The organism is Dickeya sp. ws52 (genome assembly GCF_007210685.1).
GTDB classification, from domain to species: Bacteria; Pseudomonadota; Gammaproteobacteria; order Enterobacterales; family Enterobacteriaceae; genus Dickeya; species Dickeya chrysanthemi.
Genome location: NZ_SZVX01000005.1, coordinates 86,634 through 110,755, shown reverse-complemented (window position 1 = coordinate 110,755; position 24,122 = coordinate 86,634). Strand labels below are relative to the sequence as shown.

Annotated in this window: 19 protein-coding genes; 11 read left to right on the top strand and 8 right to left on the bottom strand. The window is 49.6% G+C overall.

Annotated features, from left to right (window positions below; all coding sequences use genetic code 11):
* Positions 1–132: 132 nt before the first annotated feature.
* Positions 133–717 (top strand): nucleoside triphosphate pyrophosphatase, encoded by a 585-nt coding sequence (locus FDP13_RS06430; protein WP_143839044.1) that lies wholly within the window; start codon positions 133–135, stop codon positions 715–717.
* Between the two features lie 64 nt (positions 718–781).
* Here FDP13_RS06430 and rluC read toward each other — a convergent pair whose 3' ends face one another.
* Positions 782–1,744, bottom strand: a complete 963-nt coding sequence (gene rluC / locus FDP13_RS06425; RefSeq protein WP_012769340.1) for a 23S rRNA pseudouridine(955/2504/2580) synthase RluC — start codon at positions 1,742–1,744, stop codon at positions 782–784.
* 579 nt (positions 1,745–2,323) lie between these two features.
* Here rluC and rne point away from each other — a divergent pair.
* A complete protein-coding gene (gene rne, locus FDP13_RS06420) occupies positions 2,324–5,500 on the top strand; it encodes a ribonuclease E (RefSeq protein WP_143839043.1) in 3,177 nt (1,058 codons plus the stop codon).
* 71 nt (positions 5,501–5,571) lie between these two features.
* Here the strand turns inward: rne and FDP13_RS06415 are convergent, their stop codons facing one another.
* Positions 5,572–5,859, bottom strand: coding sequence for a putative quinol monooxygenase (locus FDP13_RS06415; RefSeq protein WP_027711694.1), 288 nt, complete (start codon positions 5,857–5,859; stop codon positions 5,572–5,574).
* Between the two features lie 178 nt (positions 5,860–6,037).
* On the opposite strand from FDP13_RS06415, the gene pyrC reads away from it, so the two are divergent.
* The 5 genes from pyrC (at position 6,038) to FDP13_RS06390 (ending at position 9,508) form a co-directional block, all read left to right on the top strand.
* Complete coding sequence (pyrC, locus tag FDP13_RS06410; protein ID WP_143839042.1) at positions 6,038–7,081, top strand: dihydroorotase; 1,044 nt, start codon at positions 6,038–6,040, stop codon at positions 7,079–7,081.
* Positions 7,082–7,184: 103 nt separating this feature from the next.
* Positions 7,185–7,427 (top strand): DNA damage-inducible protein I, encoded by a 243-nt coding sequence (gene dinI / locus FDP13_RS06405; RefSeq protein WP_012769336.1) that lies wholly within the window; start codon positions 7,185–7,187, stop codon positions 7,425–7,427.
* A 314-nt stretch (positions 7,428–7,741) separates the two neighbouring features.
* Positions 7,742–7,996 (top strand): biofilm formation regulator BssS, encoded by a 255-nt coding sequence (gene bssS, locus FDP13_RS06400; protein WP_012769335.1) that lies wholly within the window; start codon positions 7,742–7,744, stop codon positions 7,994–7,996.
* A 349-nt stretch (positions 7,997–8,345) separates the two neighbouring features.
* A complete protein-coding gene (locus tag FDP13_RS06395; protein WP_012769334.1) occupies positions 8,346–8,900 on the top strand; it encodes a cytochrome b in 555 nt (184 codons plus the stop codon).
* A 29-nt stretch (positions 8,901–8,929) separates the two neighbouring features.
* Positions 8,930–9,508, top strand: coding sequence for a YceI family protein (locus FDP13_RS06390; RefSeq protein ID WP_012769333.1), 579 nt, complete (start codon positions 8,930–8,932; stop codon positions 9,506–9,508).
* A 41-nt stretch (positions 9,509–9,549) separates the two neighbouring features.
* Here FDP13_RS06390 and FDP13_RS06385 read toward each other — a convergent pair whose 3' ends face one another.
* Positions 9,550–10,611: a rhodanese-related sulfurtransferase gene (locus FDP13_RS06385; protein WP_143839041.1), complete on the bottom strand. Its 1,062-nt coding sequence runs from the start codon at positions 10,609–10,611 to the stop codon at positions 9,550–9,552.
* A gap of 624 nt (positions 10,612–11,235) precedes the next feature.
* Here FDP13_RS06385 and FDP13_RS06375 point away from each other — a divergent pair.
* Positions 11,236–12,156: a Kdo(2)-lipid IV(A) acyltransferase gene (locus FDP13_RS06375; protein WP_012769331.1), complete on the top strand. Its 921-nt coding sequence runs from the start codon at positions 11,236–11,238 to the stop codon at positions 12,154–12,156.
* A 417-nt stretch (positions 12,157–12,573) separates the two neighbouring features.
* On the opposite strand, the gene mdoH is transcribed toward FDP13_RS06375, so the two are convergent.
* Positions 12,574–15,123 carry a glucans biosynthesis glucosyltransferase MdoH gene (gene mdoH / locus FDP13_RS06370; protein WP_143839040.1) on the bottom strand — a complete coding sequence of 850 codons (2,550 nt, stop codon included), beginning with the start codon at positions 15,121–15,123 and terminating at the stop codon, positions 12,574–12,576.
* Complete coding sequence (locus FDP13_RS06365) at positions 15,116–16,618, bottom strand: glucan biosynthesis protein G (RefSeq protein ID WP_143839096.1); 1,503 nt, start codon at positions 16,616–16,618, stop codon at positions 15,116–15,118. The genes mdoH and FDP13_RS06365 overlap by 8 nt, the downstream gene beginning before the upstream one ends.
* A gap of 472 nt (positions 16,619–17,090) precedes the next feature.
* On the opposite strand from FDP13_RS06365, the gene FDP13_RS21970 reads away from it, so the two are divergent.
* Complete coding sequence (locus FDP13_RS21970; RefSeq protein ID WP_143839039.1) at positions 17,091–17,519, top strand: DUF2946 domain-containing protein; 429 nt, start codon at positions 17,091–17,093, stop codon at positions 17,517–17,519.
* Between the two features lie 136 nt (positions 17,520–17,655).
* Positions 17,656–19,143, top strand: a complete 1,488-nt coding sequence (locus FDP13_RS06355; RefSeq protein WP_143839038.1) for a PepSY domain-containing protein — start codon at positions 17,656–17,658, stop codon at positions 19,141–19,143.
* A gap of 131 nt (positions 19,144–19,274) precedes the next feature.
* Here the strand turns inward: FDP13_RS06355 and FDP13_RS06350 are convergent, their stop codons facing one another.
* Positions 19,275–20,939 carry a methyl-accepting chemotaxis protein gene (locus FDP13_RS06350; RefSeq protein ID WP_012769327.1) on the bottom strand — a complete coding sequence of 555 codons (1,665 nt, stop codon included), beginning with the start codon at positions 20,937–20,939 and terminating at the stop codon, positions 19,275–19,277.
* 1,274 nt (positions 20,940–22,213) lie between these two features.
* Positions 22,214–22,489, bottom strand: a complete 276-nt coding sequence (locus FDP13_RS06345; RefSeq protein WP_012769326.1) for a hypothetical protein — start codon at positions 22,487–22,489, stop codon at positions 22,214–22,216.
* A gap of 606 nt (positions 22,490–23,095) precedes the next feature.
* Between FDP13_RS06345 and FDP13_RS06340 the strand changes: the two genes are divergently transcribed.
* Entirely contained in the window at positions 23,096–23,281 is a 186-nt protein-coding gene (locus FDP13_RS06340) for a GhoT/OrtT family toxin (RefSeq protein ID WP_012769325.1), read from the top strand.
* Between the two features lie 261 nt (positions 23,282–23,542).
* On the opposite strand, the gene matP is transcribed toward FDP13_RS06340, so the two are convergent.
* Positions 23,543–24,016: a macrodomain Ter protein MatP gene (matP, locus tag FDP13_RS06335; protein ID WP_027711686.1), complete on the bottom strand. Its 474-nt coding sequence runs from the start codon at positions 24,014–24,016 to the stop codon at positions 23,543–23,545.
* Positions 24,017–24,122: the final 106 nt, after the last annotated feature.

The following is a 24,122-nucleotide window of genomic DNA, read 5'->3' as shown; positions in this document are numbered from 1 at the left end:
GGAGAGTCAAAGAAAAAGGTGGCGAGGTCAGTACTTTCACCCAAATTTGCTTTCGCACACCCCTATTCGCTTCCAGAGCGACAAGCAGTTTAAAATGCATTCCCTGATTACGCTATGGCCTGGTTTAAATTTATGTCCCGGATTGTGCTCGCTTCTACGTCTATTTATCGCAAAGCTCTACTGGAAAAATTAGGATTGCCGTTTGTATGCGCCGCGCCTGATATTGATGAAACGCCTCATGATGGTGAAAATACCGTCTCGCTGGTTCGCCGACTGGCTATCAGCAAGGCGCGAGCGCTGGCCAACCGCTATCCGAACCACCTTATTATCGGTAGCGATCAGGTCTGTGTACTGGAAGGAGCGATTACCGGAAAGCCGCACACGCCGGAAAACGCGATACGCCAGTTACAACAAGCCAGTGGGCAATGCATCACCTTTTATACCGGCCTGGCGTTATTCAACAGTTCGACGGCGCATCTGCAATCAGTCGTTGAGCCGTTTGACGTGTACTTTCGTACACTCAGTACTCGGGAAATTGAACGCTACGTTGATATTGAGCAGCCGCTTGACTGTGCAGGCAGCTTTAAAAGCGAGGGGCTTGGCATCACCTTGTTCGACCGGCTATCAGGGCGTGATCCCAATACCCTGATAGGATTGCCGTTGATTACGCTGCTGGAGTTATTGCGCGAAGAAGGTGTAAATCCCTTGTTACTTTGAAACCGTATTGCCTTGAAAACCGTTGCGCACGCCTCACCGTTGTAAGGCCGGCGTGCGTATAAGGTTATTTCGAGTTCTGTCGCTGCCGCAAAACCTGCAGACAATGGCGTAATGCCTCATCAAGCGGCGCTTCAATACGCAGCATCTCTCCGGTATGAGGGTGTTCGAAACGTAATGCCTGCGCATGGAGAAACAGGCGTTTGAGCCCAGTCCCCGTCAGTTGCGCGTCAAAATCGCGATCACCATACCGATCGTCAAACGCAATCGGGTGGCCGGCATACTGAGTATGAACACGAATCTGATGGGTTCGTCCGGTCACCGGACTGGCGCGCACCAGCGTGGCGCAATCGAACCGCTCCTCTACCTTGAACAGCGTTTCCGACGGCTTCCCTTCACTATTCACCCGAACGATACGCTCACCGCTTTGCAGCACATTCTTCAGCAAAGGGGCCTGGACCGACTTACAATGCGATTGCCACTGACCGCGCACCAGCGCCAGATAGTCTTTCTGCATACCCTTCCCGCGCAACTGCTCATGTAGCGAACGCAGGGCCGAGCGTTTTTTCGCCACCAGCAGAACCCCGGACGTATCGCGGTCCAGACGATGGACCAGTTCCAGAAAGCGCGCATCAGGGCGCAGAGCTCTAAGGCCTTCGATTACCCCGAAGCTGAGCCCACTGCCGCCATGCACGGCAGTACCCGACGGTTTATTCAGCAGCAACAGATGATCATCTTCATAGAGGATACAATCAGCCAGAGCGGAGACTTTATCCAGGCTGGCGGAAACCGCCGCCTCTTCACGCTCAGACTGGCGCACCGGCGGAATACGCACTTCATCGCCATCCTGCAGCTTATATTCCGGCTTGATGCGTTTTTTGTTTACCCGCACTTCGCCTTTGCGCAGGATGCGATAAATCATGCTTTTCGGCACGCCTTTAAGCTGCGTACGCAAAAAATTGTCGATTCGCTGACCGGCTTCCTCGGCGGAAATCGTCAGAAATTGTACGGTTGGATTCTCTGTTTTCATGGAGCCGGATTCTAAAGAGCACACATCGATAGCGCCACATCTTTTTCTATGGTTAACTGTCAGTCTGGCTTATGAAGATATTGTTACTGCCCATGACCAGACTGGTTTCAGCACCAATCGGCATCAGTTTGATTAAAAGCAGCACAATAAACTTTATATTGACAGGCAAAGTCACCTTGCTAACGACGTAGCAGCAATGGAATAATGCTTTGGCTTTCCGTGCTGATTTCCGGTAGAACAAGGGAAATTGCGGAATTATTATATTTGTCTGATTACTCATAAACGCAGCAATGGCGTAAGACGTATTGAATAATCAGGCAGTTAGCGAGCTGTGGTTTGCAGCTTGGCCGGCATATGGAATCAGATCTGGCAACCTACTTTCAGAAGCTGTTCCCGCAGTAAACGTGCTGTATTTCATCAGGAAATACAGGCTACCGAAACATGCGCCTCTATGCAGGCGACAACCGTGAGGTTGACGCCCCTGCGATAAGACACGAGGCCATCGGTCCCCTCCGGTCATGCACCGCGTTCATCCGCAGCTCTATCAATAATGTAAGTAAAAATAACGAGTTATGTACGATGAAAAGAATGTTGATTAACGCAACTCAACAGGAAGAGTTGCGTGTTGCCTTGGTTGATGGTCAGCGGCTCTATGATTTGGATATTGAAAGCCCCGGACACGAGCAAAAAAAGGCAAACATTTACAAAGGCAAAATCACCCGCATTGAACCTAGCCTTGAAGCCGCTTTTGTTGATTACGGCGCAGAGCGACACGGCTTCCTTCCTCTCAAAGAAATCGCCCGCGAATACTTCCCCAGCAATTACAACTCTCACGGTCGTCCGAACATCAAAGACGTGCTGCGTGAAGGTCAGGAAGTTATCGTTCAGGTGGATAAAGAGGAACGCGGCAACAAAGGCGCCGCTTTAACCACTTTTATTAGTCTCGCCGGCAGCTATTTGGTATTGATGCCAAACAACCCACGCGCAGGCGGTATCTCCCGTCGTATCGAAGGCGATGACCGTACCGAACTGAAAGAAGCGTTGGGCTCACTGGAACTGCCGGATGGGATGGGCTTGATCGTCCGTACCGCCGGGGTAGGTAAATCCGCCGACGCATTACAGTGGGACCTGGCGTTTCGTCTGAAGCACTGGGAGGCTATCAAAAAAGCAGCGGAAGGCCGCTCGGCGCCATTCCTGATTCATCAGGAAAGCAACGTGATTGTCCGCGCGTTTCGTGACTATTTGCGCCCGGACATCGGTGAAATTCTGATCGATAATCCCAAAATTCTGGAGCTGGCTAAAGAGCATATCGCTGCGCTGGGTCGCCCGGATTTCAGTAGCAAAATCAAACTGTACACCGGTGAAATTCCGCTGTTCAGCCATTATCAGATTGAATCGCAGATAGAGTCCGCCTTCCAGCGTGAAGTGCGTCTGCCCTCGGGCGGCTCCATCGTCATCGATACCACCGAAGCGCTGACCGCTATTGATATCAACTCCGCCCGGGCAACTCGCGGCGGCGACATTGAAGAAACCGCATTCAACACCAACCTGGAAGCTGCCGATGAAATCGCTCGCCAGTTGCGTCTGCGCGATTTGGGTGGTTTGATTGTCATCGACTTCATTGACATGACTCCGGTTCGCCATCAACGTGAGGTGGAAAACCGCCTGCGTGACGCGGTACGCCAGGATCGTGCCCGTATTCAGATTGGCCGTATTTCCCGCTTTGGCCTGCTGGAAATGTCACGCCAGCGCTTAAGCCCGTCGCTGGGTGAATCCAGCCACCACGTCTGTCCACGCTGTAGCGGCACCGGCACTATTCGTGACAATGAATCACTGTCGCTGTCTATCCTGCGCCTGATTGAAGAAGAAGCGCTGAAAGAAAACACCAAAGAAGTCCATGCGATTGTACCGGTGCCTATCGCGTCTTATCTGCTTAACGAAAAACGCGAAGCCGTCAATGCAATCGAAAAACGTCAAGGCGGCGTTCGCGCTATTATCGTGCCGCATGATGGGATGGAAACGCCGCACTACTCCGTGCTGCGCATCCGCAAAGGTGAAGAAAAACAAACCCTGAGCTACATGTTGCCTCAGTTACTGGATGCTGAATCTCAGCAGGTAACGGAAGAGCAAGTCGCTGAACGCCGTGCACCCGAACAACCAGCGCTGGTTTCGTTCACTATGCCGGATATTCCGCCCGATGAAGCCAAATCGACGGTGGTCACGGCGACTCCGCCTGCCGCAGCCAAACCCGCTGTTCCTGAACGGGGTTTGTTCGGACGTTTTATCGGCGCCCTGAAGGGGATTTTCGCATCATCCGACGACGGCAAAGACCAGCAGCCTGCCGATACCGCTAAAGCGGAATCCGACGAGCAGGAGCAAAGGCCGGAACGTCGGAACAATCGCCGTCAGTCCGGCCGTCGGGATCGTCCTCGCGACAATCGCGAACCGCGTGAACGTGATGAGCAGCGTCGTAACAAACGCGTACAGCAGCAGAATGCAGACGTTGAAAACGCCCCTGTAACGGATACGTCGGTTCAGGATAAAGCCGTACGTGATGAGCAACGCCGCGAACAACGCGCTGAGCGTCAGCGTCGCCGCCAGGAAGAAAAACGTCAGGCGCAGGGTGAAGTCAAAGAACTGAACAATGCCGCCGCCGAGACAGAAGATGTTGTTACCGAACAGGAAAAACCAGCACAGGTAATGCCGCGTCGTCAACGCCGCCAGTTGACCCAAAAAGTAAGGATTGAAGAGAGTAACGCCACAGGAGAAGACGCTGGCGCAGCACCTCTTTCTGTTACGTACGTGCCATCTTCTCAGGCAGAAGAAACGCTGGATTCCGTTGCTCCGGTCACGGATGTCGCGGATACGGAGAATGATGTTGCCGCAACGGAAAACAGCCGTGAAAATGGCTTGCCTCGCCGTTCCCGTCGTTCACCTCGTCATCTGCGTGTCAGCGGTCAACGCCGCCGTCGCTACCGTGATGAGCGCTACCCGACGCAATCACCGATGCCACTGGCGCAAGCTTCCGCCTCACCGGAAATGGCTTCAGGTAAAGTTTGGGTTCATTACCCAATCGCACAGCCGCAACAGGCGGAATGGATTGAAGAAAGTACCGCTACGCCTGCCGACGACGTGCAGCATTCTGCCGCGCCGGAACTCGCCGCTGCAGCGGTGTTGACCGAGGTTGCAGAGGTTGTGGCCGCAACGCCTGCAAGCACTCCAATCGTAGAAGCACCGGCATCGTCTCCAACACAGCAGGATTCAACCGAATCCAGCAGCGATACTCAGCCTGCCGAAGCCAATGTGCCGGAACAGGCTCAGGAAGACATATCGCCGTCTACGGAGCCTCAGGCGCCTGCGCCTCAGGTTGTAGATAAGATTGCCGATGCTGGAGAAACGCCTGCTGATGCTGTTCCGGATAATGAGACCGTAGCCGACGGCGATGAATCCATGGCGGCTCAGGTCGCTGAACAACCACTGGTGACTCAAGCTCAGGAACAGGCCGAGATCACGCCCGTTGCCGAAGAGCCTGCCGTTACGCCGGCGCTTGTCGAGAGTGTCTCTGTTGTGGTAGCGACGAGTCAGCATCACGCCACTGCGCCAATGACGCGTGCACCGGCTCCGGCATACATTCCGGATGCTCCACGCGTGAGTGACTGGCAGCGCCCGGCATTTGAATTTACAGGCAAAGGTTCCGCAGGTGGTCATGCTGCCGTTAATCAAGCCAGCGCACCCGCAACTCGCCCTGTAGAGTGATATGAAAAAAGCACCTGGCGTTTGCAGGTGCTTTTTCTTCCATTCAGTGCCCGTCTATGACGGGCATTTTTTTAAGCTACGACCTGTAGCAACTTAATATCAATGCCTTCAGTTTTGCCTTCAAGCTGAGCGACAAACGCTTGAAAATGGGCGGTCTTTTCATGTTCATTGATCGCTTCCTGACTTTTCCAGCGTTCAAAAAACACGAATGAACCGCTTTTATTCAGTTCCTCATGCAATTCATACTGCAAGTTGCCCGCTTCCTGGCGGCTCGGTGCTACAACCTGACGAACAACTGCTGTGACCTCATTAATAAATTCCGGTTTAGCCTGAATAGTGGCAACGATACGAATTTCCATCATAATGCTCCATTTATATAACAACCAATTGAATATCCAACCATAAAACGCCAACAACAAGCTAATTTCAACCTTTTCGCAACGAACGGATGCATTAGCGACATTTTCCGCTTATGCTTATTCCCCGCCGTATTTCCCCCTGCTTCAGGGATGCTACTTACTGACTGCCGGAGTTTTCATGACCCCCTTGTCGACTATCCTGAAGATTCGCCGTCCTGACGACTGGCATCTTCATCTGCGTGACGATCAGATGCTCAAGGCTGTACTGCCCTATACCAGTCGTTTGTTTGCCAGAGCCATCGTGATGCCGAATCTGACGCCGCCCATTACCCGCGTGGCACAGGCCGAAGCATATCGGCAACGGATTTTATCCGCTGTTCCTGACGGTGAGACCTTCCAGCCGCTGATGACCTGCTATCTGACTGAGTCACTGGACAAAAACGAGATAATCTCCGGCCATCAGCAAGGCGTATTTACTGCTGCCAAGCTTTACCCGGCACATGCCACGACAAACTCAAGTCATGGGGTTTCAGATATCAAAACTATCTATCCCATACTGGAAGCGATGCAAAAACTGGGAATGCCGCTGTTGGTGCATGGTGAGGTCACCGACCCGGAAGTCGACATCTTCGATCGCGAGGCTCGTTTCATCGAACGAATCATGGAACCGCTGCGTAAGCAGTTCCCGGAGCTGAAAGTGGTTTTCGAGCACATTACCACTCGTGAAGCGGCGCAGTATGTACAATCAGCCGATCGCTTCGTGGCGGCCACCATTACTCCGCAACACTTGATGTTCAACCGCAACCATATGCTGGTAGGCGGTATTCGCCCGCACCTGTACTGCCTGCCAATCCTCAAGCGCAACATACACCAGCAGGCACTACGCGAAGCCGTTGCCTCCGGCAGTGAGAAATTTTTCCTCGGCACCGACTCTGCGCCCCACGCCAAACATCGTAAAGAGTCATCCTGTGGTTGTGCCGGCGTTTTCAATGCACAAGCATCACTCAGCGCCTACGCCACCGTGTTTGAAGAGTTGAACGCACTGGATAAACTGGAAGCCTTCTGCTCGTTGAACGGCCCTCGTTTTTATGGGCTACCGGTTAATGAAGAGACGCTGGAACTGCACCGTCAGCCAGTACAATTTCCAGAAGAGATACCAGCGGGTGAAGAAAGCATCATTCCATTCCTTGCTGGCCAGAGTCTGAACTGGTCGGTTGCCTGATAGTATGCCCCCGACCCGGGCGGGGGCGTCTATACATTTTTTGTTCACGATTGTTGCTTTTCTTTGGGCGCTGTATAAAAATACAGTAAAAAAGGAGACAACTATGCGTATTGAACTCACTTTGGCAAAAACCACCCCACTGCCTGTCGGCGCACTTGAAGCATTGACAAGCGAATTGAGTCATCGGGTTCATGGCATTTACCCGGATACTTCTGTGCATATTCGTTATGCAGCTACAAATAACCTCAGTGTTTTCGGCGGCAGTAAGGACGATAAAGAAAGAATATCGGAAATCCTGCAGGAGACATGGGAGAGCGCTGACGACTGGTTTATTCAAAACGACTAATCCCGACGTCCATCGCAACAGGCGCCTATCGCCACATAAGTATCCAGCGATTCAGCGCTGTCGTTTTGCCTTCTCGTTTCGCTATGAGGCGTAGCGCTGAATCCCTTTCTTAACATTAAGATACTGTACTATTTTTGTTCAATTCCTGTTGTTCACTTTCCAAGATAATTAACCGAAACATCCACTTGAGTTTTTTTTACATTTAATTTCCATAAATGAATCCGGCGGAGATATACTGATATTGCTCAGCTACAAGAGCCGTCTTAAACCTCGTTTAGTCACTCACGGTAGTAACTAGTCAATAAGGGGTATTTATGGACAGAAAAAATGAGATTATTCAAACGCACCCGTTAGTGGGTTGGGATATCAGTACCGTTGACAGTTATGACGCGATGATGATCCGTCTGCATTACCTTTCTACGGCGGATCAGGCGCCGAATGAAGCACAGGTTGACCGAACATTATGGTTAACCACCGATGTGGCAAAACAGCTCATCTCCATTCTGGAAGCTGGCATTGCTAAAATCGAGTCAAAAGACTGCCGCCCTGCTGACTACCTTAAACATTAAAATTTTTCATATTTATCACCGATATCATTCACAGCTCTGACACCGCTCTCTGGAGCGGTGTCTCACTTTCATAACTATACTCTGAATAATTCATCACTTTATTTGTTCCTTTGGACAAATAACCAGAAAAATAAAATACAGAGGTAAAAAATTAAAAAATAAAGAAGTGATATTAGTTAATAAACAAAAATAGATAAATATTTATATAACATTACATACTTAACCCCTCCCCCTATATCGATTGACATATAAGTTTATTATTTTTAATATTCGATTTACATGTTGATTTTACTCTTCAATATCTTTAAGTTTTCGGAACGGTTGTTAACCAACGATAAGGATTTCAATAATGCTTTGGCGTAACACATCAACTCGCTATGGACAGGCGAGTATACTCCTGCACTGGATTACTGCTGCCACAGTGTATGGCATGTTTGGATTAGGCCTATGGATGGTTGCTCTGGGATATTACGACCCCTGGTATCACAAAGCGCCTGATATACATAAAGGGATTGGAGTATTACTGTTCGTTGTCCTGCTTATTCGGGCGATATGGCGCTGGATATCTCCGCCTCCTCATCCTCTTTCCAGTTATTCGGCACTGACTCGTATTGGTGCGGCACTGGCCCATATTTTTCTTTATCTGCTGTTATTTAGCATTCTTATTAGCGGTTATTTGATCTCTACCGCTGAAGGCCAATCAATTTCCGTATTTGGCTGGTTTTCCATTCCTGCCACGTTAAGCGGTGTTCAGGATCAAGCTGATATTGCAGGTACGATTCATTTGTATCTTGCATGGGCCGTGGTCATTTTGTCCGTCTTTCACGCTTTGGCAGCATTCAAGCACCACTTTATTGATCGTGACGCTACGTTGAAACGTATGTTGGGCCGACATGTTGATTAATTCATTCTGGATGTAAAGGAGACATATCCATGTTTAAGAAAGCACTCACCGGTGTAGTTATCGCTTCTCTGTTTACCTGGGCTGGCGTTGCCTCCGCCGCTGATTACAAAATTGACAAGGAAGGACAACACGCATTTGTTCAATTCCGAATTAAACACCTGGGGTACAGCTGGTTATATGGTACTTTCAAAGACTTCGACGGCGCCTTTACTTTCGATGAAAATAACCCTTCCGCAGATAAAGTCAGCGTCACCATTAATACCAACAGCGTAGATACGAATCACGCCGAACGCGATAAACACATTCGCGGAGCCGAGTTTCTGAACGCAACAAAATACCCTCAAGCGACATTTACATCGACAGCAGTGAAAAAAGAGGGTGACGAATTAAAAATTACCGGTGACCTTACATTAAATGGCGTCACCAAACCCCTTACGTTGGATGCCAAACCTGTTGGCCAGGGTAATGACCCATGGGGAAATTATCGTGCCGGCTTTGAAGCTGAGGGTAAACTGAAGCTAAAAGATTTTAATATCACTACCGATCTGGGGCCTGCTTCCCAGGAAGTAGAGCTGATTATTTCTATCGAAGGCATTCGCAAGAAGTAATGTCTCGCGCAGAGCCTAACCGCTCTGCGCGTCTCACCGAATTAATTCTTTTTCTCTTCCGGTGCAGGAATACCTAAGGCGGCATTTAGCAATCCTTTAGATTTATTGAATATTTTCATGCTTGCCTCACGATTCTTCCGACGCTGACGCTGTTCTTCCAACGGTAACCGAATTTCGTCCTGACACACATCACTACAGCACCCGGCATATTTTTCTGCACATGCCGGACATTGAATAAACAACAAATGGCACCCCTGATTTTTACAGTTGACATGGGTATCGCATGGTTCACCGCATTGATGACAATGTGCAATCACGTCACCTGATACACGCTCTCCCATTCGCTCGTCAAAAACAAAATTTTTACCGATAAACTTAAGGGGTAACCCGCGCGACTTAGCCTGACGGACATACTCAATAATACCGCCTTCAATGTGGTAGACGTTTTTGAAACCATGATGAAGCATATAAGCGCTGGCTTTTTCACAACGAATTCCGCCGGTACAATACATCACGATATTCTTGTCGTGTGCGTCGGCCAGCATATCGACCGCCATCGGTAATTGCTCCCGAAACGTATCTGAAGGCACTTCAATCGCATTTTCAAAATGACCAACTTCATATTCATAATGATTGCGCATATCGACAAACAGTGTATCGGGCTCATCCACCATGCGGTTGACATCTTCCGCATTAAGGTATTGACCAACTCGTGTTGGATCGAAACTGTCGTCATCAATACCATCAGCGACAATCCGGTCCCGTACTTTCATGCGTAATACCCAAAACGACTTACCGTCATCCTCCAGCGCAATATTCAGACGGATCCCGTCCAATACAGGGTGAGAACTAAATAATGCAGCGCGAAAATGCTCAAATCGGCTGGCCGGGACGCTGATCTGTGCATTGATGCCTTCTTTGGCGATATACACACGGCCAAATACCTGAATCTGATGAAAGGCGATGTATAACGCATCGCGAAAAGCCTGCGGCTCGTCTAACTGAAAATACTTATAAAAGGACACTGTTGTTCGCGGCTCGGTTTCAGCGAGCATACGCGCTTTCAGTTCCTCATTCGAAACACGGTTATGTAACACTGGCATGGTGTACTGTCCTGTTTTTATTGAGGTGAATGACGTTAAGGTGATATGAATGCAATGTTGCGCAAATAATAAATTTACGCTGCATCATACAGGAGGGATAGCCTGCTGTCAGTGAATGCCCCCCATTAATGACATCCGCTGTTCATGTTTCCAGCGGTGGTCTGTCGCCTTTACAGCAAATCCACCCGGCCCCCAACTACCAGGTGACTTTCGCACAAAAGATGCGCCAGGAAACGGGGTTAGTGACGATTGCCGTGCGATATTGTTCACCCCTCTCTGGCCGTGGAATGCGGTAATCAGGCTAAAAAAGCGCATCACCGTTTCTCCACAGTTCTGGCGGTGCGAACCACATTACGTCAAAGGGTTATTCACCTCCTGATAGCGATTAGTCCCCCCGCGCGCCATGCGGAGATTTATCGTGCAACATCACGAAACCCTATCAATGTCATCAAACGTTAAAATCCGTATTTCACAGATGCTATGATTAATACCGTATTGAATTTGCGGGTAAAAGCCTATGCGTATCTTCGTCTTAAGAAGGATACCGGCGGCTGTTTTGTTGAGAAACACACCTCACTCCATTAACCGTCGGCGCACTGTGCGCCGCTTTTTGATACTAAAGCTATGACACAAATCCCCTCCTTTCATCGCTCACTACTACACCCACGTTACTGGCCGACATGGTTAGGAATTATTCTGCTCTATCTGGTGGTACTACTGCCGTATCCTCTCATCTATCGTATCGGCACCGGCATGGGCAGGCTGTCTATGCGTATTCTAAAGCGCCGTGTCGCTATTGCTCACCGTAATTTGCAACTTTGCTTCCCTGATATGCCTATTGAAGAACGGGAAACGCTGGTTAAGAAAAACTTTGAATCTGTCGGTATGGGCGTCATGGAAACCGGTATGGCATGGTTCTGGCCAGACTGGAGAGTAACGCGCTGGTTTACCGTAATAGGGATCGAAAATATGCAGCCTTTACGTGAGCAGAAGCGTGGAGTGCTGTTGATTGGCCTACATTTTCTGACGCTGGAGTTAGGGGCTCGCATTTTCGGTATGCAAAACGCCGGTATTGGCGTTTATCGCCCCAATGATAATAAATTAATCGACTGGTTGCAGACCTGGGGCAGAATGCGCTCTAACAAATCCATGCTGGATCGCAAAGACGTAAAAGGCATGATTCGTGCACTGAAACAGGGTGAAATCATCTGGTACGCCCCCGATCATGACTATGGCCCACGCAGCAGTGTGTTTGTTCCTTTGTTTGCAGTTAAAAGCGCTGCTACCACCGTCGGCAGCTATATGCTGGCTCGGGCTGCAAAACCCGCGATTGTGCCGTTCGTTCCCCGCCGCCGAGCTGATGGGAAGGGTTATGAATTAATCATTCGCCCGGCTCAGCTGGATATACCGTTGGAAAATGAGGAAACCGCCGCTGCATGGATGAATACCCTGGTGGAAGAAAACATCATGCTGGCACCAGACCAATACATGTGGCTGCATCGGCGTTTCAAAACACGCCCTGCCGGCGAACCCTCACTCTATTAAACGCATCTTAATTACGCACCGAACAATATGGCCAGCCAGGAAAGTGCGATGGGCGACACGGCTCCGAACGATTAGGAACGCGACCTTTGCATTGCCTGGCTGGGCTTGCCCCCTTTACCGAGGCAGCCTTCAGCTTGGTCATCCCATTTCTCTCGCTATACCCCAAATAATTCGAGTTGCGAGACAATCGGCTTACATGCTGAACAACGCAACGCAGCAAATCCTCCGACGCTTCTGGAGTGCGCGACGATTCTGCCGGGAGCGGAGTTGAAGAGGCGAGGCACAAGGATGAGCCAAGTAATAAAGCCAACGGACGGTACCCGAAATGGAATGGGTGCGATTTGCCCTGCCCTGAATGACAAGCATAAAAAAAGCAACGGACATGCCGTTGCTTTTTCATTAAACCTGATCGCCAATCTATTCGCTTTTGATCATTGGTGCAGCAAGCATCTGATAATCACTTCGCCAATTACCGTAATTTTCCGGTTGGCTCCATACCCGATGATGCAGACGGGCCAATGTAACAGGGTCGCTGATTAGCGCCAGACGTAGATTTCCATCCACGTCCTGCGGCTTGCGACTTAGCGCCTCATTGACGCGTTGCTCACGCATATTTTCAATCGGTTTGCTCAGGCGGTGACGTGCCGTTGCCATCGCACTAGCCAACGCATTGATCGACGGGTCAAAAATCGCGTGCATGAAGCCATTTTCCAGCTTGCGCTCACGATTCCGGCGGAAATACTCATCAGTCGCCACCAATTCACGGGGAGGTTCATACTCTTCCGGAATAAGCAGCAGTTTGCCACGCTTACACGCTAAACCCAGACCAGCGCGACTCGACAACACCGATACCAACGGCGACAAAATCAATGAGAAGACGATTGGCCCCAGCCACCAGAGGAAACGTAAATCCAACCATGCCATACCGCCAGCCCAAACCAAGCCCAGCAAAAGTTGGGAACCATGACGGGCAAACGCTTCACTCCACGGGGTCGCATCATCATCACGTTGCGGCGACTTCCATTGTACCGACCACCCCAGGAATGCACTGACGACAAACACGGTATGGAACAACATACGCACTGGCGCCAGCAACACTGAAAACAGCATTTCAATCAGCAGAGAGAGGCACAATCTGGCAGTACCGCCATAAGATTTTGCCCCCTTGGCGCAAACCAAAATGACGCTCAACAGTTTCGGCAGGAACAACAGTACCAGGGTCGTCGAGAACAGGGCTATCGCCAGTTCCGGTCGCCACTGCGGCCATACCGGGTACAATTGACGCGGCTGCAGAAAGTACTGCGGCTCCATCAATGTATGCACCACCTGTAATGCCGTAGAAAGCGCCAGAAACATAAACCACAACGGCGCAGACAAATAAGACATGACCCCCGTCAGGAACACCGCACGATGTACCGGATGCATACCTTTGACCAAAAACAGCCTGAAGTTCATCAGGTTGCCGTGGCACCAACGACGGTCTCGCTTCAACTCGTCCAGCAGATTAGGCGGCAACTCTTCATAGCTACCCGGCAAATCGTAAGCAATCCAGACGCCCCACCCGGCACGACGCATCAACGCGGCTTCGACAAAGTCATGCGACAGGATGGAACCGGCAAAAGATCCCTCACCCGGCAACGGTGCCAGCGCACAATGCTCAATAAATGGTTTCACGCGGATGATCGCGTTATGCCCCCAGTAATGGGACTCACCCAACTGCCAGAAGTGCAACCCGGCTGTGAACAAGGGCCCATAAACGCGGGTAGCAAACTGCTGACAACGGGCATATAACGTATCCATACCCGATGCACGTGGCGCAGACTGGATAATCCCGGCATTTGGATTAGCCTCCATTAGCCGAACCAGAGATGTCAGGCATTCCCCGCTCATCACACTGTCGGCATCCAGCACGACCATATAGCTATACTGGTTGCCCCAGCGGCGACAGAAATCGTCGATGTTGCCACTCTTACGTTTCACACGGCGGCGGCGGCGGCGATAGAAGATACGCCCGGCGCCGTCGACTTCACGGCACAAATCCATCCATGCTTTTTGCTCGGCGATACAGATATCCGGATCGTTACTGTCGCTGAGCACATAAATATCAAAATGGTCCAGATCGCCAGTCGCTGCAACCGACTCGTAAGTCGCACGCAATCCCGCGAAGACGCGTTCCACATCCTCGTTGCAAATCGGCATAATTAATGCCGTACGGTGCTTGGGATTAAGCGGTTCATTGCCGGTGATCGTCGAAGAGATGCTGTATTTATCTTTACCTATCAGCAGTTGCAAGAACCCCATTAATGCGGTCCAAAAACCTGCCGAAACCCAGCAAAATAGAATAGCAAACAGGATCAATATCCCGCTTTGCAGAACGTACGGCAGCAATTGCATAATCGTACGCCATATATCCTGATGAGCCATGGCAAACGGATCGATTAACGCCCATCCCTGATAAGGAAGAATGGTCTTCATATACCAGGTAGCAATAGCAGTCTGGAATAACGTCAGTACCAACAAAATGTAGCGACGTAGCGTACCGACTTTACGCCAGCGATTTTCCGCTTCGTTCTCTTCTGCAGTTTTGTACTGATGACGAAGCGGTTTAGTACGCCCGTTTATCGAATCCCACCAGCGTGCCATGGGATTTGTTTGCCAGGCGTCAGGAAACATGGAAGCACGGGTAATGCGCGGCATAGCTTGTAACGCGGTACGCCCTTCGCGATCTTTACCCAGTTGCTTGCCACCATTTAGCCCGTCTTCCCATGCCAATTCCAGACGGCGTGGAACGGAAACCAGCGGAATATCGTCTGATGACTGCATATTGACGACAGAACCATCAGACAATGACTGGTGTACGGAAGACAAATCCTGAGACGAAGACAATATCTCATGAAGGGCCTCTGCCTGCCCGGCAGGCAGAGGCAATTTCTCGATGTACTCGAGGGAAGTGGTTGACTTATTCATTAGCAGGCAGCTGATAGCTCCAGGTTTCAGTCAATGTCGTATCGCCATTGACCAACGCCGCTCGCATTTCCGTCGGCTGTTTATTGTCCTTCACTTTCAGACGCAGTGTCAGACGCCAGCCATGTGTTACCGGATTATAGCGAACACTGTTTTCCACGATTTCACCGTTGTCGCCAATACTGGCTTGTGAGGCGACAGGCGAATTCGGGTCCAGATCCTTCATTTTGCCGCCGGCAAAATCAACCAGGAATGCGATAGTGCCGTCAGGCTGACGAATCAGGTTGGACTGTTTCACATCCCCCGTCGAACGTCTGGTCTGCATGACGTATGCCTGTTCCGGAGAATGCAGGGCTTCTTCGTCTTTCGTGAAATGCAGCCGATATTTAACTTCCAGCGGCTTACCTTTTTCCGGCAGGGTTTCAGGTGTCCAGAAGGCGACGATATTATCGTTGGTTTCATCCGCAGTCGGGATCTCTACCAGTTCAACTTTGCCTTTACCCCAGTCACCTTTGGTTTCCACCCAACCGCTCGGACGCAAGTCATAACGATCGTCCAGATCTTCATAACCCGAGAAATTACGGCCGCGCTGTAGCAAGCCAAAACCTTTCGGATTCTCAATCGTATAGGTGCTTACGGCGAGATGTTTAGGATTATTCAGCGGACGCCAGATCCACTCGCCATTGCCGGCATGAATCGATAGACCATTGGAATCATGCAATGCCGGACGATAATTCAGTGTTGGCGACGGCTGATTAGGTCCAAACAAATACATACTGGTCAGCGGTGCAACACCCAATTTACCCACTTTATCACGCAGGTAAATCTTGGCTTCCACATCCATCATGCTGTCGCTACCCGGATAAAGCACGAAACGGTAAGCACCCGCAGAACGCGGGGAGTCCAGCAAGGCATAGATCACCAGATGCTTGTCTTCCGGTTTCGGATGTTCAATCCAGAACTCGCGGAAACGCGGAAACTCTTCGCCGGAAGGTAAAGCCGTATCAAGCGCCAGGCCGCGAGCCGAAAGGCCATATACCTGCCCCTTGCCTACGATGCGGAAATAGCTTGCACCCAGCATACTGAGAATTTCATCGTTTTTATCCGCTTTATTGATCGGATAAAGAACTTTAAAACCTGCGAAACCCAGATCTTTTACCGTCTCCGGGTCATGATTGACGGAGCCAAAATCGAAATAATCAGTGGAATATTTGATTTCGTTGACTTCAGTGGCCGTCACTTCGTTGATTCTGACTGGGATGTCAAAATACATACCCTGATGGTAGAACTGCAGTTTGAAAGGCGTCTGGTCCGAATTCCAGTAGGATTTGTCCTGGTTGAAGCGAATCTGCTGATAATCAGCAAATTTCATATCACGAAATTGAGCAGGAAGATTACTCTTTGGCGCTTCATACCCCTTTTCAGCAAGCTTTTCCGCCTTCTGCGCAACATCATCAATGGAAAAAGCCCAAGCGTGCAATGATGTCAAAGACAGCATAACCGCAGCTGAAACCCAGCGAAGATTTGCAACCCGCTGCTTAACCCTAAATTTATTAACCAGCACATCTCCCCCTGTATGTGTGCCTAAATCAACTAAAACCCATATTAATGGATAAGTTAGCTTTCCGACAACTCGAGAAAAGAACGGTTCATCATAATAGGTCATCGTTTAGACAACCATCGACACGCTTAAACGGTAAACCGCCTTTTCAGGATGAAAAACCATAACGGATATCCTTCTGGAAAAGCCTAAGAATAGTCCGTTGAGAAACGAGGGTAAATTTTCCTCTCACACGGCGGTAGTAGCAAGAAACTTCTGGTTATGACCATCACTCAACGTCGCTTTGTGGAACGCAAACCGCAATATCTTCACCTGACATGAACAAAATAGAACATTTTCTTAACTCTCGCGTCATGAATCAGGTAGAGTGTCGCCCATGTTGCCCTTTTCTATTCATCACATGTAAAACATGTCCTTGTTTGAACTGAGACAATGGCGCTTCCCTGCCTGGCTTGGGATCCTGGCCTTTGCCATGATCTTTCTGGCACCGCCTGTTTCGCAGTCATTGCGAAACAGTCATCATGTTCAAATGGCGTCGCACCATTCGCTTTCAGCGATGGCATCCATGCCGGCTCACCACAATCACCACGCCCCTCCCGCTATTCCGACCGGGGGAATGGGAGATATGGGGATGGATCATGCCGCCTGCGGTTATTGCGTTCTCCTTTCTTACTTACCGCTGCTGACGTTATCCGGCCGGCTTCAACCGGTTCATGCAGTTTGGTTATCCCACCGGCAACCCATTAATCGCCGCTCTTTTCTGCCGCCTATTGCCTCTTTCCTATCGCCACTGCCCCGCTCTCCTCCGCAGTCACTCAGCACGATTAAACACCTATGAACTCATTGACGTGGCATCAGACGCGGTTCGGTTTACCGCGGGCTCCGTCATGTCAAACATCGCTGAATCGCTGTAACCGCGCCAGAAAAAACATGTTTTCTTGCTGACGGCGGATTTATTTTATTCCGGAGAGTTTATGTCCGAGTTAAAAACCGAGACATCCTTAATACCGACAATACCGACAGGAACGCGCATTAATGCGCCGCCCGCGCGCAATACGCACCACGATAATATGCTCCGCTCGCAACGAGCGTCATTACAGGCCTTATTGATACGGCTGCATTTTTACATCGGTTTATTTGTCGGCCCGTTCATCTTTATTGCAGCTTTGACCGGCACGCTCTATGTGCTTACACCTCAGATTGAAGCCAAACTGTATTCTCACCAGTTACTTACCAACACGACAGGAACACCGCGCTCACTGTCGCAACAGATTGAAGCCGCTACCCATACTCTGGGTGATAAGGCTCAGCAAGCCCGATTAGTCGCAGTGCGACCAGCCCCGGCAGCCGGACAGACGACGAGGGTAATGTACGCATTGCCGAGTCTCGGTCCATCAGAAAGCTTTGCGGTTTTTGTTGATCCGGTTTCACTCGACATCCGTGGCACCTTAACGGTGTACGGCACCAGCGGCATTTTGCCGTTTCGCACAACGCTGGACTATTTGCACCGCAATCTGTTGCTGGGTGATATTGGCCGTCACTACAGTGAGCTGGCTGCCTCCTGGTTATGGATTGCCGCATTAGGGGGCTTATACATCTGGGTCTCAACCCGCAAAAACCATCCTCAGTTGCGCCGTCGCCCCACAGCCGGGCGACCAAGTCCCGTCAGGCAGCGCCAACTGTTACGCAATAACCACGCGTTAACCGGCTTACTGCTGCTTATTGGGCTGCTGTTTTTTTCAGCAACCGGACTCACCTGGTCCCGTTGGGCCGGTGATAACATTACCCAGCTCCGTACTGTGATGGGCTGGCTGACCCCCTCAGTCAATACCAAGCTGAATTCGGTAACTGCGGCACCCGCTTCGCCGCCGGTGGAACACCCTATGATATCAATGCCTATGGTGCCTACCGGTGCAACGCCGCAAACCTTTGACCAGGTGTTGACCGTTGCCCGAAACGCAGGCATTGATGCGGGAAAAATAGAGATTCGCCCGGCAGCAAACCCCCAGCGGGCATGGACGGTTAGCGAAATTGATCGAGCATGGCCTACACAGGTTGACGCCGTGGCAGTTGATCTGACAACGCTTCGCGTCATAGACAAAGTTAATTTTTCCGACTATCCGTTGGCCGCTAAATTAACGCGTTGGGGGATTGATGCTCATATGGGCATTTTATTCGGTCTGCCCAATCAGATAGTGCTTGCCGCTTTTGGCATCGGTTTATGCAGTCTGATCATATGGGGCTATCGGATGTGGTGGACACGACGCCCTACGCTTGCCGCCACGCGCCACCCCGCTCAAACGTTAACCACAACGTTCCTGCAACTGAATGGCCAATACCGGTTACTGGTACTGGTTATGGCAAGTGCACTGGCGATCAGCCTGCCCGTCATGGGCGTCAGTCTGGTACTGTTTTTACTGCTCGATATCTGGCGTTGGTCACGGCAGCGCCAGACGGCATAACTCATGCCGTTCAGTGAAATGGCGCCTCGCAAACGCAATGCGGCGGCACCTTTCATTTACGGTTACATCTGAATATAAAAAACACCGCAGCCTCGATCCGCTGCGGTGTTTACCCGTCTTTAGTCAACCGTTTAAAACGCTGCCCATTCCGGCGTATCAGTCACTCTTGCGTCTTTTGCGCCCGGCAACCCGGTCAACGCCAGCCCTTTTTCTCCAGGCTGGAACCGAGCCGCACTATTGTCAGACCAGTTATTATTCAGCCTGAATACACTAACGGTTTTCGCCAGCGTTTGCGCTTGTTCCTGCAACGACAACGCCGCCGCCGCAGATTCCTCTACCAACGCCGCATTCTGTTGCGTCGTCGTATCGATCTGCCCGATTGCCAGGTTTATCTGATTAATCCCCTCGCTTTGCTCCAGGCTGGCTCTAGCGATCTCTTTGATGAACCCATCGGCGTTATTCGCGTTATCAATCACCGCCACCATGGTCTGCTCCGTGCTTTCCACCAGTGACATCCCTTCCTGCACCTTCTGGACGGAGTTATCAATCAATTCTTTGATTTCTTTAGCAGAATTAGCACTACGCTGCGCCAGTGCCCGCACCTCGCTGGCAACAACGGCGAATCCCCGTCCTTGCTCACCAGCGCGAGCCGCTTCCACCGCCGCATTCAGCGCCAGGATATTGGTCTGAAAGGCGATGCTGTCAATAACACCAATAATTTCCGCCATACGCTGGGATGCGTTGCGTATTTCACGCATTTCCCGGGTAACATTCGCCATCATTTCTCCGCTCTGGCGGACAATATCGGAAGCCTCGCCGGCCAGTGACGCAGCATGATCCGTATTCGCCGCCGTATTCTTAATGGTGGAGGTCAGTTGCTCAATCGACGCCGCCGTCTGTTCCAGAGAGCTGGCCTGTTCTTCGGTACGGGCAGACAAATCCTGATTTCCCGCCGCAATCTGCGAAGCAGCGGACGAAATGGTTTCAGCACCATCGCGTACCTGGCTGACAATATTGCGCAAGCTCTCATTCATGCCGTACAACGCCTGCAACAGTTGACCGGTTTCGTCCCTTGTACACGCAGAGGCTTCCGTGGTTAAGTCGCCTTTGGCGACTTTTCCCGCCAGTGTTAATGCCGCCTGCAACGGTTGCGTCACGCTACGGGTTATTCCCCAGGCGATCAGCCCTCCAGCGACAATACTGACGATAACAACCAGCCACAGCACTATGCGAATATCGCTATAACTCTGTTGTACGGCTTCCCGTGCGCTACTCATTTGATCGTCCTGATAATCAATGAATTCAGCTACCTTAGCCTTATATTTTTTTTGTAGGTCCTGAGATACACTCATTAATTCAGCTATTGCTTCTTGCTTATTTCCACGGCTAGCCAAATCCATGATTTTATTTCCAGACACACTATATTCACTTCGAATTTGCTGAATCTCATGAAGTAAACTGGCAGAGTGCTCATCCTTCACACTTTTACCTAAATCAGCCAATAAATTGGTAATCACTGCGGAGTGATTTTTAGTTTCTTTATTCTTTTGTTGAATATCGGCATTAGTGTCCAACATCAACACCAGTTGTTGACCAAGCAAGGCATCATTCAACTCGTCGATCAACTTATTCCCTTTGGCTGTCAGCGGATAAAGCTCAGAAACAGTATAATTCATTTTTCGGTTAAATTCGTTCAGGTTGCTTAATGCCACTGCTCCAGAAATAAACAACATGACGATGAGAAATGAAAATCCGATTGCTAGTCTATAGCCTATTTTTAAGTTAGATAAATTCATGTTGAGCCTCTTTAATAAAATCCTTTCGTTTACAATCCAATAAAATAAAGTGGTAAATATTTTATATTTACCAAATTCCATGCTTTAAGAGATTCATTTCTCTGCAATATGAACCATAGGCACACAATCTCTGTCCGACAAGAAGGAAAGTAAGCTGAGGTAATAGCACAGATCTCTTACCTGCGAACAGCCTGGGAAAACCTGTCCGGTATACCCCGAATGGGTTAAGGTCGGATCTCAAGTCATTTTTGTTGGCACGGCATGTGCGCCAACACATTATTCCAGATTTGGAAATCATTTTATCCTCCATGATTATCATTACCAGCTAGTGAGCAGTAGCCAACGCGGCCATGCAATGGCCTGATGAGTAGTCAAGGCCATACCATGGTTATTTCTACCGGCTATTGATTGGCAATAATCGGATGCGGCATCCTGCCATCCCCATTATCAGCGTAATCACCTTCTATGTGACCACACTGACAGTGGATTGTTTCACATTATAAACAGAATGGTAAGTGCATTATGGTTTATGACAAAAAAATCTTACATAAATTTCCATATCATGACGCGACAACTTACCTGGTTTTCCATTCAAGAAATCCTCCTACCTGTCGATATCTTATTTTATAATTAACACCTCTACGTGATGAGACAGAAAGATATTCGATAATTTTGGAAAAAAAAGATGACATTTATATCTTAAAGAAAATTTCCGAAAAAAATGTATACCCTAAATAATTCGATTTGCAGGACAAAACGCGTTGGCCCTACAGAGCAAGGCTCATTGGGCCTTGCCACGCGTTCAGAGATGTCCGTTGCTTAACATTGATCTCCTGTTTGTCACTGCGCGCCCAGACTCGTACTCAGCAAACACAAAACCGTCGATGACGCGCCATGTGAATTAAGTAGATGAACCCAGATGAAAGTTCCATTCAAGTCTCGCCAATCGCAAACGTACCATTTCAATCCCGGCAGGTCGCCCATCGGAGAATTGCACAACGCCACACCCCAACCTTTTAGAGTAAAACGGCGGCGTCTCATGACGCGGCGGTACGGTGCACATTGAGCGCTAACATAAAACAGAGATCAGGGTAACGGGCGAATCGGCATTAGCCAATTTGAACGCTGCCAGCAACGGCTCGTAGGGCGAAGCCCATTGATGGGCAGAAGTAAGAAAGCCAACGCGCCTGTAACGTGAAGCATGACGGGTAATAGAAGTATGACGGGGATAAATGCTGCATCATGACGGCTGATACAGCATTCGACAAACGGAATTATTTTTTCTTGGATGCGCTTTTGCTCTTCAGCAGTTGACGAAGTTTTTTGATTTCCTTCGCCGTCAGCGGTTGCTCCACGATCTCTTCCGTATTCTGACTATCAACGATTTCTGCCTCATCAGCGTCATGGCCATGCTCTTCGATATCAAAACTTCGCAGCAAACGAGCACTGACCTCAGCGCTGATAGAAACCTCGTTTTCCAACGCGGCGGCTTTGATCCGCTCTTTCAGCTCCAATGGGATTTTCAGTGACAGACTTGATATCTCGCTCATTTCATTACCTTTATGGCAGGAGAAAATCTCAAGCTATGCCAGTCTTTGCACAAAGTCCATACTGCAACAAAAAATTAATATAATCGTCATGAAAGTCACAAAAAAACATAAAAAAGATGCATCTTTGATGTGATATAGATCGCAACTTTATTCAACTTATCTTCGTCGATATTTTCCCCGTACCATAACAGCAACCCACCGCGTTAATGCCCAGCGTCAATTACGCTTTGTTCATACTAGAAATAAAGGGTTATCTAAAAAATAGGCAAGTGAAGTTCAGATTATTCTTGATCTGCATTCTTTGACATGTCCGTCAAAAATAAATGAAGGCTCCGTGTAATATTATTACAAAGTAAGGCAAGATCAGCTTAGGGACTGCGCCAGCCGCAACGACACTGCCGCACGCTGTTAACATTTCCCGCTGTTGAGTACCGATGACGGGAGGTGCGCCGCCACGTTGACGAAGAACGGGATAATGAACGCCTCGGCGTGCAGCAAGGTTTAACGACTGGAGCACGGATCCGGCATCGCCAGGCCGGTTAATCGATTGATCGCAACATTTTAACAGCATAGAATACGCCCCCCTGCAACCATAAGGAAGTAAATGTGTCACACCATCACCTATGGGAAATGATCAGAACGCTCTATTTCCTGGGCCTTTCGGTCTCGATGTTATTTACTTTTTTTATGAGTAAAGATAATTCCTTAGTCATGCGCTTTCTGGCTGCAATATTAATTGGCGTTACCTGGCCATTAAGTTTTCCAGTCGTTATCGTTTTTTCATTTTTTTAATTATTATACCCAAAATAATTTTCGGCGCAGGATAAAACGCCCACCTTTTGAACAACGCATTGACTATCGAAGGGTGATGGGACAACGAGTGATGTGAGTCGAACATCAGGCTGCAACGAGGGGCAACGAAGGGAATAGAAAACGCCCCATCATTAATATCTGCGCTATCCATTGACGCTGATGTGCATCCCTGAGAGTAAAGATGGGTACAAACAAGTAGACCATAAGTGAAAGACAAATCATCGTTATTCGGCGGCCGTATTAATCCGTCGATGTATCGTCCGGCGGCTGGTTTAGCATGGCCTGAAGGTCTTGCCTAAGCAACGACATCTGGCTGGCATACTTCTCCTTATGTTCCGCATCCTCCAGCAATTGCACGATGGTTTCCGACAAGGTAATGCCGCGTCGCTGCGCCAGCGCCGCCAAACGTTGCCATACCAGATATTCCAGATCGATGGATTTTTTACGGGTATGCTGGTGCTCTGCATTGAAGTGCCTTTTGCGTCTGGCACGAATCGTCTGTTTCAACCTATTTTCCAGTGCCGGGTTCATACACTGTGCAATCCACTCCAGCACCAATACCGGCTGACTTTCCATTTTCAACAAACGGCTTACGGCTTCATCAGCCGCGCTTTGTTCAATAAAGCGCGTAATGGGCTCACCTTCGCGATGTTTTTTAACCAGGTACTTCCACTTCCAACCGCACTCAAGATTTTTTAGTTGTTGATATTTCATATATTATTCTTTAGTGACCGTGTAACGTGCCTGAACTTGTCACCATTGTTGCCCGATATTCCCATTGCAGGCAATCCCTGGCTGATTGTTTTTCATCCAAAACAGA